We start from the raw sequence: 13,395 nt of genomic DNA on the forward strand, positions 1-13,395 counted from the left end.
CCCGAATTTACATTCCGTAATTCTCTTTCCATAACTTTATTAAATTTTCACAAATTTTTTCATCTCTTACTGCTAACACATTGATTTCTTCTCTACCTATGGCCATACCCAATTCATTTTTAGGTATATTCCCTATTACAGGCACTCTTCTGTCATCACAGTATTTTTCAAATTTTTTCTTAGTGTTTTCTGAACACTCTAAGGATAAAATACATAGATGGATTTTATTTCTTTTTATCTCTTCTTCACATCCATTATATCCTTCTACTAAGTTTCTAGATTTTTTTGCAATTCCTAGAAAACTTAAAAATTTATTCTGCATTAACTATCTCTTCCTTTAGTTTATCATATATTTCATCATTTATCTTAGTTTCTAGATTTCTTTCTAGTCTTTTAGTCTTTACGGCTTTTTCTAAACATTGAATATTTCTGCAGATATAGGCTCCACGACCAGGTTTTTTACCATGTAAATCTATAGATATCTCATTTTCCTTATTTTTAACAACTCTTATAAGTTCCTTCTTAGGTTTCATTTCCATGCATCCTGTGCACATTCTTTGAGGTATCTTTTTTACCTTCATAAAATATCACCTACCTTTAAAGGTTACTTTCTTCGTTTTGTAAGCTTTCAGATTGACTCTTACTCTTAATATCTATTTTCCATCCAGTAAGTCTTGCTGCTAATCTAACATTTTGACCTTCCTTACCTATGGCTAATGATAATTGATTATCATCTACCACAACCTTAGCACTCTTTCCATCCTCATCGACATCAACTGATAGAACTTTAGCTGGACTTAGTGCATGAGCAATATACTCTTCTGGTAACTTACTCCACTTTATTATATCAATCTTTTCATTTCTAAGTTCATTTACTATGTTTTGAACTCTAATTCCTTTAGGTCCAACACAAGCTCCCATAGGATCTACTTCTTCATCGTTAGACCATACAGCTATTTTAGTTCTTGAACCTGCTTCTCTAGCTATACTTTTTATTTCTACAATTCCACTGTATATTTCCGGAACTTCTAACTCAAATAATCTTTTTACAAGGCCTGGGTGTGTTCTTGAAACTACAATTTGTGGTCCCTTAGAACTTTTCTTTACTTCTACTATATATAGCTTTAATTTCTCATTAAATGTATAAGATTCTCCTGGCATTTGCTCATTTGGTCCTAATACAGCTTCTAATTTACCTAGATCTATAAATACATTTCCTCTATCTTTTCTTAGAACTATACCTGTTATTATGTCAAATTCCTTAGTTATAAATTCATTATATATAAGAGTTCTTTCAGCTTCCTTAATTCTTTGAATAACAACTTGCTTCGCAGCTTGAGCCGCAACTCTTCCAAAATCTCTTGGAGTAACTTCAATTTCTGCAACATCTTCTAAGTTATATTTGGAACTGATTTCTCTAGCATCCTCTAAGGATATTTCTATTACATCATCATATACTTCTTCTACAACTTCTTTTAATGAGTATACATGAGTTTCTCCTGTATCTCTATTAACCCATACTCTTACGTTTTGCTCCTTGGCATGAGACTTTGCAAAATTCTTCTTATATGCTGCTACTAAAGCATCCTCTATAGTAGTAAAAAGCATTTCCTCACTAATTCCTTTTTCAACAACTAGTTGTTTTACAGCATCTATAAATTCTTCCTTAAATCCGGTGCTCATTATATTTATATCCTCCTTATAAAGTTGGGTTTAACGTAACTAAAGAAACCTTTGACATTGGTATTGCAACTTCATTGTCATTGATTTCTAACATTAAGTTTTCGCTATCAAACCCCTTCAATATCCCTTCATATTTTTTCTTTCCTTCAAATAATGCTGAAAGTTTTACAGCTACATCATGATTTATATACTTATTAAAATGTTCTTTTGTATATAAGGTTCTAAATATACCTGGAGATGATACTTCTAAATTATATTCTTCTGTTATAGGATCTTCTTTATCTAGCATTTCTCCAACAGCCTTACTTACTTCTACACAGTTATCCAAAGCAACGCCTTTTTCATTATCTATAAAAACTCTTAAAATATTTTGTCCGCCTTCACGTACATATTCTAAGTGATAAAGTTCAAATCCGAGTTTTTCTACTATATTAGTAATTTCACTATGGAGTTTTTCCACAACACCGCTACTGTTCATAATACATTTCCTCCTTTTTATTATATTTACTTTAAATCTTTAGTAATAAACTTAATATTTTTATTGATATCCAACTTCCATCTTTTTATAAAGTTGAAAGTATTTGGTCAAATAGTCATGGGATAATATTTACATTACCGCAGTACCCTTTAAGGTATGAGTTCAACTAGCTCTAGTGAGATGTAAAACCTTAGTTCAAACTAAGGTTCACTTTATAAGTAAAACGCAACTTGGGGTTGCGTTTTAATAAATAGAGAGTAGGCATAAATCCTACTCTCCCTCAAAGACTATCATAATAACTAGCTCATTAACTATAATTATATCATAGCTATTTTCAATATGCAATGGTTTTAGCTCCTTTGAGGTATTTATCAAATGGCACCTAACTTAAATTATTTAAATAAACAGTTGTTAAAAAAGACTTAATTGATTTGTTTCTGGTAAATTTCCTATGGCTCCGTGATTTGCCAAAGCTTCTACTACAGTCTTTGTAGCTTTACTTCTTATACGAAGATCTTCCTTAGATATAAACTCCCCATGATTTCTAGCTTCTGCTATAGCCTTTGCTGCATTTTCCCCTACTCCAGTAAGTCCACTTAAAGGAATTCTTATATTATCTCCTTCTATTGTAAATTTTACTGCCTCTGATTTATATACATCTACGGGTAGAAATTTTATACCTCTTTTGTACATTTCATAACAAAGTTCTAAGGTGGTAAGAAGACCCTTTTCTTTCGTACCTATATTATTCCCTAAAGCATTTAATTCATCCATAGTATCTTTCATTGCTTCTTCACCCTTTATAACTAAATCGCCATCAAAGTCGTCTGCCCTAACAGTAAAATAAGTTGCATAGTAAGCCTTTGGGTGATGAACCTTAAAATAAGCTATTCTCATAGCCATCATTACATAAGCAACGGCATGACCCTTAGGAAACATGTATTTTATTTTTTTACAGGACTCTATATACCAATCTGGAACATTATGTTCTCTCATTATGGATTCAAACTCTTCTGATACACCCTTTCCTTTCCTAACTTTCTCCATGATNNACCATAATATCATCTCTGGTAGATATACAATCTTTAAGGGTAGTATATCCTTCTTTTATATAATATTGAGCATTATTAAGCCATACGTCAGTACCATGGGAAAGACCAGAAATTCTAACCAAATCAGAAAATGTTTGTGGTTTTGTATCTAAAAGCATCTGTCTAACAAATTTGGTTCCAAACTCTGGAACACCATAACATCCAACTTCACAACCTAGCTCTTCTGGAGTTATGCCAAGAGCTTGTGTTCCTGTGAAAAGACTCAAAACTTTTGGGTCAGATAAAGGTACACTTTGAGGACTTATTCCAGTTAAATCTTGAAGCATCCTAAGCATAGTAGGATCGTCATGGCCCAGTATATCAAGTTTTAAAAGCCTACCACTTATAGAGTGATAATCAAAGTGAGTTGTTATTATATCTGAATTGGGGTCATCTGCTGGATGTTGTATTGGGCAAAAATTAAATATTTCATTATCACTAGGTACAACCATAATTCCTCCTGGGTGTTGCCCTGAAGTTCTTTTTACCCCAGTGCATCCAATAGTTAATCTTTCTATTTCTGCATTAGTAGTATTTATGTCTCTTTCATCTAAATACTTTTTAACATACCCATAGGCAGTCTTATCTGCAATAGTTCCTATGGTTCCAGCTTTAAAAGTATGACCTTTTCCAAAAAGAACTTCTGTATATCTATGAATATCACCTTGGTTATCCCCTGAGAAATTTAAGTCTATATCTGGTTCCTTATCCCCCTCAAAGCCTAAGAATGTTTCAAAAGGTATATCATGACCATCTTTTATATAAGGAGTTCCACATTTTTCACAGTTTTTATCCGGTAAGTCAACTCCCGAACCTATTGATCCATCTAAAATAAATTCACTATTTTTACAATTAGGGCATACATAATGGGGTGGAAGCCCATTAACCTCTGTTATATCTGACATGGTAGCTACAAAGGAAGATCCAACAGATCCTCTAGATCCAACTAGATATCCATCACTGATAGACTTTGCCACCAATTTTTGTGCTATAAGATAAAGCACCGCATATCCATTATTTATAATAGAATTTAATTCCTTATCAAGTCTTTTCTGAATAACTTCTGGAAGATTACCTCCATATATAGATTTTACTTTATTTAAAGTCATGTTTCTAATGTCATCCTCTGCACCTTCTATTTTAGGAGCATAGGTTTCATCTGGAATTGGTTTAACTTCTCCAACTAAGCTTTGTATATATTCAGGGTTTTCCACCACAATTTCCATGGCCTTTTCTTCTCCTAAGTATGAAAACTCTCTTAACATTTCTGTAGTTGTTTTGAAATATAGTGGAGGTTGATTATCAGCATCATCAAACCCTTTTCCAGCCATTAAAATTCTTCTAAAAACTTCATCTCGTGGTTCTAAAAAGTGTACATCACCCGTGGCAACTACTTTTTTATTATAGAAATCTCCAAGTTCACATACCCTTCTATTGAGATCCCTAAGTCCTTCTTCATCTTTAACCATGTTCTTCTTTATTAAAAATTCATTATTACCAATGGGCTGTACTTCTAAATAATCATAAAACTCCACTATATGTTCCATGTCCTCTATGGACCTTCCTGCTAGAACTCCCTTAAATATCTCTCCAGCCTCACAGGCAGAACCAATAATAAGTCCCTCTCTATATTCTTCTATTAGACTCTTCGGAAGCCTTGGTCGTCTTTGGTAATAGTCTAAATTAGAAAAGGAAATTAGCTTATATAGATTTTTTAATCCACTCTGGTTTTGGGCTAAAATTATTACATGGTATGTAGGAGCTTTTTTTACATCAAAGGATTTTAAATATTCCTTATTGATTTGATCTAAATTATTAAAATTCTTCTCTCTTAACATTTCAAAGGATTTTAAAAGAACATCTCCAGTAGCCTTAGCATCATCCACAGCTCTATGATGGTTTTCTAAGGATATCTTTAAGTGTTCACATATTACATTAAGCTTATGCTTTTTAAGTTGTGGAAATAAAAATCTAACTAAAGGTAATGTATCTACAATTCCATTTTTGAATTGCAATCCAAAATTTTTGCACTTAGACTTAATAAATCCCGTATCAAACTCCGCATTGTGAGCTACTACTACAGAATTCCCTACAAACTCTAAAAACCTAGGAAGAACATCTTCTATGGTTTTACAACCCTTAACCATCTCATTACTTATACCTGTAAGCTCTGTTATTTTATACGGAATGCTCATCTCTGGATTTATAAGTTCATTAAAACTATCAATAACATGTCCATTCTCTATTTTAACAGCTCCTATTTCTATAATACGATCCTGGTGACTTGAAAATCCTGTAGTTTCAATATCAAATACTACAAAGGAACTATTAAAATCTATTCCTCTACACCCAGTAGCTATACCTACTCCATCATTAACTAAATATCCCTCTATTCCATATATAATTTTTATATTATGTTTCTTCCCTGCATCCATAGCCTCTGGAAAGGCTTGAGCTACTCCATGATCTGTTATAGCAATTGCCTTATGTCCCCATTTAGCAGCTTTAGCAATAAGATTTGAAGGTGTAACCACTGCATCCATTGAGCTCATGGTGGTATGAGCATGAAGCTCTATCCTCTTGACTTCACAACCATCCATTCTTTCACTAGGTTTCAACTTTACAATAGACTTTGCATTAAGCACTAAATCTTTAGAAAATCTATCAATTTCTACTTCCCCATAAACCTTACAACATACCCCTGGTTTTAACTCTTCTAGCAGTTTTTCTACTTCTTCATTACTTCTTGGATATATTTTTATAGTTATAGAACTAGTGTAGTCTGTAATATATAAAGAAGGATATATTTTCCCACTTTTAGCTTCAAATATATTCACCTTAAATACATCTCCAGCCACAGCTACTCTCCCAGAACCCATATTTAATTCACACATTTCTGTGGTTTCTTCATTTATATTTCTATTACCATATACCACATTTTCATCTAAAGGCTCTTTGTTCTTTCTATAATTCTCCTTCCAAGGACTAGCCTTTTTATCCCCCTTAGTTGCTTTAGCCTTTTCTTTAACTTTATCACTAGATCTACTAGAAATCTTAGGACTATTTGCTATAATATCACTTACTATTCTCTTTTCTTCAATTTGCTTTTCTAGGATATAATCTTCTTCAATAGCCGATTCATCATAGTATATTTTTATTTCTACTTTAATGTTAAACATATTATAAATTTCACTTTGTATTAATCTATCTATATTCTTATGACAGAGCATCTTAGATATAAATTCATTAGATATACCTATGTTAATTCTGTCATTTTCTAGCTTTTTAACTGCTTTTAGTAAACTAGTCTTAGCAGAAGGAAAAGATGAGGCAAGAGAGTTAATGACATCTATCCAATACTCCCCCACCACATCTTCTAAAGCAATATGTTCTACATTTCTATACCACAAGATATCTATAGTACCTAAATCACAAAGTTTATCCTTAATAAGATTACATATATTTTCCTTCATAGGATCATCTAAGGAACTCTTATGTTTTAATACTACCTTAACCATCTCGCTTTGTTTTAGATATTGAACTTTATTTATGATGATATCTTCATAAATAGGCAATCTACTATCATATCCTAGTAGTTCTGACAATGTCATTTAGATTCCTCCTATCTATAAACTTTCAATCTCCTTAATTAATTCACCCAGTAAATCTTCCTCTTTTACTTTTCTTACAATCTCACCTTTTTTAAAGATAAGCCCTTCTCCATTACCACCAGCTATTCCTACATCTGCTTCTCTAGCTTCTCCTGGCCCATTAACTACGCATCCCATAATAGCTACTTTTATATTTTTATTTATGTGACTTAATCTTTTTTCTGCTTCTTCTGCTATGCTAATAAGATCTATTTGAGTTCTTCCACAGGTTGGGCAAGATACAAATTTTATTCCATCCTCTAACATACCAAGAGATTTTAAAATTTCTCTTCCTACCTTAACTTCTTCAACCACATCTCCTGTAAGGGAAATTCTTAAGGTATCTCCTATGCCCTCTGCTAAAAGTGCTCCTACACCTACGCTGGATTTAACAGTGCCTCTCCATGTGGTACCTGCTTCTGTAACTCCAATATGCAATGGGTAATTAACCTTACTAGAAACTATATTATAGGCCTCTATCATTTGAACTACATCAGAAGATTTTATAGATATAATTATATCTTCAAAATTTACTGCTTCTAGAATTTTCACATGATTAAGGGCACTTTCCGCTAAAGCCTCACTACATACTCTACCGTATTTATTTAAAACTTCTTTTTCTAAAGATCCAGAGTTAACACCAATCCTTATTGGTATATCTCTTTCTTTTGCAGCTTTTGCCACCATCTCAACTCTACTTATGTCACCAATATTTCCTGGATTAATTCTTAGTTTAGAAACTCCATTTTCTATAGACTTTAATGCTAATCTATAATCAAAGTGGATATCTGCAACTAAGGGAATGTGAATTTGTTTTACGATTTCCTTTATAGCTTCTGCAGCCTCCATATCGAGAACAGCACATCTTACTATATCACAACCACTTTCTTCAAGTCTTAAAATTTGCTCTACTGTGGAGTATACATCTCTTGTATCCGTATTAGTCATGGATTGTACTGTAATTCTAGAATTTCCTCCAATGTATATATCTCCAATTTTAACTTTTCTTGTTTCTTTTCTCCTCATAATTTCCTCCTAAAACTGAATAGGATTTATAATATCTTTTAGCAATACTAAAACCATAAGAGACATCAATGCCAAAAATCCATAGTAATTAATTGTTGCAACTTTTTCTTTATTTACTTCCTTTCCAGTTATAATCTGAAATAGTAATAGGAATATCCAACCACCATCTAATGCAGGGAATGGAATCACATTAAATATTGCCAGCTGGACACTGAATAAAGCCATAATATTTAATAAGGTAAGAATTCCTTGCTGAGCAGCTCTTCCAGAAATTTTCATAATACTTATAGGGCCTCCTACATCATCAGCAGAAACCTTTCCTTTGAATAGCTGACCAAAAAAGCCAAAAGTCTGTCTTATGGTGCTTCCTGTTTGATTAATTCCATATTTTATAGATTCTATAAAATTAGGCTTTACAACCTTAGAATATATCCCAACTTGAAATCTTTCTTCTCCTTCATTATAAGATGGTACTAAATCAAATTTTATTTTTTGTCCAGCTCTCTCTACTTCCATATTAACGGGCTTTCCTTCACCTGTAAAAATCTCAGTAAGAAACTCTTCCCAAGTAGTAACTAATTTACCATTAACCTCTGTTATTTTATCTCCACTTTTTATCCCAGCTACCATTGCTGGTGAATTTTCTATTACTTTATCTACAACGTTAGTAGAATGTCCTTGAATACCTCCCACCAAACTAAAGAATAGTATAGCTATTATAAAATTCATTATAGGACCTGCTGCTACAATAGTTAACTTCTGAAAGGACGTTTTATTAGAAAAAGCCCTGTCATCGGCTACAGTTACATCATCTTCTTCTCCATACATTTTTACATAACCACCAATGGGAAGTGCTTTAATAAGATACTCTGTCTCCTTTCCCTTAATGGAAAATAACTTTGGTCCCATGCCTAATGAAAATTCAAGGACCTTCACACCATTAACTCTAGCCATTATAAAATGTCCAAATTCGTGACCTATAATTAATACGCTAAATGCAAGTAAAGCCATTAAAAAATATGGTATATTACCTATAATACTTTGCAATATTCTTCTCCCCTTCCACTCTATTAACTTATACATATCTCTTTAAAACATATTCCCTAACCTGCTTATCTATGTCTAAAACTTGTTGTAAATCTGGATTTTTCACATACGGAAACTTATTCATGGCATCTTCTATTATTTCTTCAATCTGTAGATACTTAATCCTTTCATCCAAGAATAATTCTACTGCAATTTCATTAGCTCCATTATAAATTGCTGGCATATTGCCACCAAGTCTCCCTGCTTTAAATGCTAATTCTAAACATCTAAAAGTGTTTATATCGGGCTGTTCAAAGGTTAGACTTGAAACAGTTTTAAAATCTAACTTATCTGCTATAGCTGTCCTTCTCTCAGGATAGCTTAAGGCATATTGGATAGGTAACCTCATATCTGTACTTCCTAATTGAGCAATAATTGAACCATCTTTATACTCTACCATGGAATGTACTATACTTTGTGGATGAACTATAACTTCAATTTCATCATAAGGAACTCCAAATAAAAAGTGTGCTTCTATAACTTCTAATCCCTTGTTTACCAAGGTTGATGAATCTATAGAAATTTTTCTTCCCATGTTCCACTTAGGATGTTTTAGAGCATCTTTGGGGGTAATTTCCTTCAAGTCATCTCTAGTTTTACCTCTAAAAGGCCCACCTGAAGCCGTAAGTATTATCTTATTTATATCTTTTTTTTCATTACCCTGAATACATTGAAATATAGCTCCATGCTCTGAATCCACTGGAAGAATTTTAACACGATTTTCCTTCGCCTTTGCCATAACTATATCTCCAGCAACTACTAAGGTTTCTTTATTTGCTAATGCTATATTTTTTTTAGCTTCAATAGCCCTAATAGTTGGTTTCAATCCTGCAATTCCTACTACAGAAGTCAAAACCGTATCTATTTCTTTTAAAGTAGCAACTTTTTCTAGAGCTTCTTCTCCACCAAATAGGTTTACTTGTTTATTTTCCCTTTCACAGTACTCCTTTATAGCTTCATAACATTTCTCATCTGTTACCCCTATATATTTTGGACTAAACTCTTCTATAATATCCACTAATCCTTTAAAGTTTCTATGAGCTGTAACCCCTATTAGGTTTACTTTATTTTCTTTATTTCTTATTATATCTAATGCCTGTGTTCCAATGGAACCAGTAACTCCAAGTATGCTTATGTTTTTCACTGTCAACGCTCCCTTAATTTTATCTAAACACATTATACCCTATAATATGTAATAATACAAAATACTAAAAGTTAAATTAATTTTACAGAATCTAAATTTTAAAAGGGATTTCCCAAAACAAACTAAATCTTAAGTAAATGTTGAGCATTACTTACCTTATTTCTGCTCAGTACTTAAAGACTTGTAAATTTTTTGAGAAATCCCTTAAATTAATAATACCTTAATATTTTTTATAATTACGCTACAAAAATATTAATATAATAATATACCACCACAGATACTAGTAATATACTATCGAACCTATCCAATATACCACCATGTCCAGGAATTAAATTTGAATAATCCTTAACACCCGCATGTCTTTTTATTGAAGATGCCACTAAATCTCCACACTGTCCAAAGATTCCACCTAATAGACCAATTATAATATAGTTATATAGGTGTACTACTACTCCAAATTTAGTTATGATGTATCCATAAATTGTACATCCTAAAATACTCCCTATAAGTCCACCTATAGCTCCCTCTATGGTTTTTTTAGGGCTAACCTTTGGATTTAATTTATGTTTTCCTAAATATCTACCAAAATAATAAGCTAAAGTATCACATCCCCATGAGGATATAAATATAAGCCATATGAAGAAGTTACCATTTTCCATATTGTTGAGTAATAATATAAAACTAAAAAATATGCCTACATAAAAACAAGGTAATATGGTCAATGCTACATCAATGAAGTTCCTATCAGTATCAAATACCGGAACTATCATTAAAAAGAATACAACAATGATAAATATACCTACAGCAACGTTTAAATTAAATCCATGTCCTAAATAGATATAGTAAAGTAAACATAATAAATATCCTATTAAAGATATAGGTTTATATCCATCCACTTTGCTTACCTTATAAAATTCATACATTCCCCCAAGGGATAATAAAATTACAGAAATCTTTAAAAAATATCCCCCTAAAAATATAAATAGTACTAGAGGAGCTAATATCATTGCCCCTATATATCTTTTATTCATTTGACTCACCTCTTACTATACTCCACCAAATCTTCTATCTCTCTTTTGAAAATCACTAATTGCTCTTCTCAAATCTTCTTTTTTAAAGTCAGGCCAATTTATATCGGAAAACCAAAATTCAGAATAAGCACTTTGCCATAATAAATAATTACTAAGTCTTAATTCTCCACTGGGCCTTATAACAATATCCGGATCTGGCATACCACTAGTATATAAATGGTCCGATATGATCTTATCATCTATGTTATCTACTTGTAACTTTCCTTCTAATACTTCCTTGGCTACTTCCTTAACCCCTTTTACAATCTCATCTCTTCCTCCATAATTTAAAGCTATGTTAAGAGTTAAACCTGTATTATTTCTAGTTTTATACATTGTATCCTCTACTGCAGCCTTTGATTTTTCAGGAAGCTTACTTATATCTCCTATTGAATTAAGTTTCACATTATTTCTATGTAGCTCTTCAAATTCCTTATTTATAAACTCTACTACTAAGTCCATTAAAGCACCTACTTCTTCTTTTGACCTCTTCCAATTTTCTGTAGAAAAAGCATATAGAGTTAAATATTTAACTCCCAGATTACTAGACTCCTCCACCATCATTTTAATATTTTTCATACCAGCTCTATGCCCCATAGTTCTTGGAAGTTTTCTTTGTTTAGCCCAACGTCCATTCCCATCCATAATTATAGCTATATGGGAAGGGATTCGCTCCATATCTAATTGTATTTTTTCTTTAATTATATCTTTTTTAAATTTAAATATATCCAAAATATACCTCTCCATTTCAAGTAATCATGATGCTATTATATCACAAATACATAATAATAAAACCTGCAATATTTGCAGGTTTTATCTTACATATTATACTGACATTATTGACTTTTCTTTTTCTTCTATAGCCTTATCAATTAATTTGATAAACTTATCAGTTTCTTTTTGAATCTGATCTTCAGCTTTTTTACATTCATCTTCACTGATTTCACTATTCTTCTTTAAGTTTTTAATCTTATCATTCGCATCACGTCTTATAGATCTGATAGCAACCTTAGCATCTTCACCACATTTTTTAACTGATTTAACTAAATTTTTTCTAGTCTCTTCAGTTAATTCTGGAACAATCAGTCTAATAACCTGACCATCATTACTAGGATTAATTCCTAAATCTGATTTTAAAATTGCTTTTTCTATATCCTTCATGCAACTTTTGTCCCATGGTTGAATAAGAAGAACTCTTGGCTCTGGAGCAGATATGTTCCCCACTTGGTTAAGAGGTACCATTGTTCCATAACTTTCTACTAATATTCTATCAAGCATTGTAGGGTTTGCTCTTCCAGCTTTTAATGTTCCAAGCTCATTTTGTAAGCTTAAAATAGTTTTGTTCATTTTCTCATCAGCATTTTTAATGATATCTTTTACCATAAAATTACCTCCATCAATTATTTACATATATTAGATGATACTAAAGTACCAATATTTTCACCTTTTACCGCTCTTATAATATTATGAGGCTCATCTAAACCAAATACTAGAATAGGTATTTGATTATCCATACATAGGGATGTAGCAGTCGAATCCATAACCTGCAATCCTTTTTCTAATACCTCAATATAAGATAAATTATTAAACTTAACTGCACCCTCATGTTTATGAGGATCTTTATCATATACCCCATCAACTTTTTTAGCAAGCAAAATAACTTCAGCTTCTATTTCTGCTGCTCTTAAAGCTGCTGTAGTGTCTGTGGAGAAATATGGATTTCCTGTTCCTGCTGCAAATATTACAACTCTTCCCTTTTCAAGATGTCTCATTGCTCTTCTTCTAATGTAAGGCTCTGCTATTTCTCTCATTTCAATAGCCGTTTGAACCCTCGTATTAACACCTATAGCTTCCAAGGAGTCTTGTAATGCTAAAGCATTTATACATGTAGCAAGCATACCCATATAGTCCGCGGTAGTTCTATCCATGCCTTCACCACTTCTACCTCTCCATATGTTGCCGCCACCAACAACTGCACCTACTTCAACACCCATTTCAACTAACTTCTTAATTTGTAAAGCAATAGTGTTCGCTGTATCAAAATCAATGCCGTACCCCTTCTCTGACGCTAATGCCTCTCCTGAAAGTTTAAGCATGACTCTTTTATATTTCGCAGTTTCCATATATATATTATACCTCCAACTCAATATATTTACACCATATTTTT

At 32.2% G+C, this 13,395-nt stretch carries 11 protein-coding genes and 1 pseudogene; all 12 read right to left on the reverse strand.

Annotated features, from left to right (window positions below; genetic code table 11):
• Nucleotides 1–7: 7 nt before the first annotated feature.
• The 12 genes and pseudogenes from B3630_RS03385 to pyrH all read right to left on the reverse strand — a co-directional run bounded on the left by B3630_RS03385 (nt 8) and on the right by pyrH (nt 13,351).
• On the reverse strand, nt 8–322 hold the full coding sequence (locus B3630_RS03385; protein ID WP_035132804.1) for a ribosomal L7Ae/L30e/S12e/Gadd45 family protein: 315 nt from the start codon (nt 320–322) through the stop codon (nt 8–10).
• Nucleotides 312–581 (reverse strand): RNase P modulator RnpM, encoded by a 270-nt coding sequence (rnpM, locus tag B3630_RS03390; RefSeq protein WP_035132803.1) that lies wholly within the window; start codon nt 579–581, stop codon nt 312–314. The genes B3630_RS03385 and rnpM overlap by 11 nt, the downstream gene beginning before the upstream one ends.
• A gap of 16 nt (nt 582–597) precedes the next feature.
• Complete coding sequence (gene nusA / locus B3630_RS03395; RefSeq protein WP_346895515.1) at nt 598–1,683, reverse strand: transcription termination factor NusA; 1,086 nt, start codon at nt 1,681–1,683, stop codon at nt 598–600.
• A gap of 16 nt (nt 1,684–1,699) precedes the next feature.
• Nucleotides 1,700–2,161: a ribosome maturation factor RimP gene (gene rimP, locus B3630_RS03400; RefSeq protein ID WP_346895517.1), complete on the reverse strand. Its 462-nt coding sequence runs from the start codon at nt 2,159–2,161 to the stop codon at nt 1,700–1,702.
• A 411-nt stretch (nt 2,162–2,572) separates the two neighbouring features.
• A pseudogene (locus B3630_RS03405) lies at nt 2,573–6,863 on the reverse strand (PolC-type DNA polymerase III).
• Between the two features lie 15 nt (nt 6,864–6,878).
• The gene (ispG, locus tag B3630_RS03410; RefSeq protein ID WP_346895519.1) at nt 6,879–7,928 is read right to left on the reverse strand and encodes a flavodoxin-dependent (E)-4-hydroxy-3-methylbut-2-enyl-diphosphate synthase; all 1,050 of its coding nucleotides are present in this window, start codon (nt 7,926–7,928) and stop codon (nt 6,879–6,881) included.
• 9 nt (nt 7,929–7,937) lie between these two features.
• The gene (rseP, locus tag B3630_RS03415) at nt 7,938–8,939 is read right to left on the reverse strand and encodes an RIP metalloprotease RseP (RefSeq protein ID WP_346895541.1); all 1,002 of its coding nucleotides are present in this window, start codon (nt 8,937–8,939) and stop codon (nt 7,938–7,940) included.
• A 64-nt stretch (nt 8,940–9,003) separates the two neighbouring features.
• On the reverse strand, nt 9,004–10,158 hold the full coding sequence (locus B3630_RS03420) for a 1-deoxy-D-xylulose-5-phosphate reductoisomerase (RefSeq protein ID WP_346895521.1): 1,155 nt from the start codon (nt 10,156–10,158) through the stop codon (nt 9,004–9,006).
• Nucleotides 10,159–10,394: 236 nt separating this feature from the next.
• Nucleotides 10,395–11,189, reverse strand: a complete 795-nt coding sequence (locus B3630_RS03425) for a phosphatidate cytidylyltransferase (protein WP_346895523.1) — start codon at nt 11,187–11,189, stop codon at nt 10,395–10,397.
• Between the two features lie 15 nt (nt 11,190–11,204).
• Nucleotides 11,205–11,963, reverse strand: a complete 759-nt coding sequence (locus B3630_RS03430; RefSeq protein ID WP_414632993.1) for an isoprenyl transferase — start codon at nt 11,961–11,963, stop codon at nt 11,205–11,207.
• A gap of 90 nt (nt 11,964–12,053) precedes the next feature.
• Entirely contained in the window at nt 12,054–12,611 is a 558-nt protein-coding gene (frr, locus tag B3630_RS03435) for a ribosome recycling factor (RefSeq protein WP_346895527.1), read from the reverse strand.
• Nucleotides 12,612–12,628: 17 nt separating this feature from the next.
• Nucleotides 12,629–13,351: a UMP kinase gene (gene pyrH / locus B3630_RS03440; protein ID WP_035132786.1), complete on the reverse strand. Its 723-nt coding sequence runs from the start codon at nt 13,349–13,351 to the stop codon at nt 12,629–12,631.
• Nucleotides 13,352–13,395: the final 44 nt, after the last annotated feature.

The sequence above is a fragment of the Clostridium sp. UBA7503 genome (assembly GCF_002477055.1).
GTDB classification, from domain to species: domain Bacteria; phylum Bacillota; class Clostridia; order Clostridiales; family Clostridiaceae; genus Clostridium_J; species Clostridium_J sulfidigenes.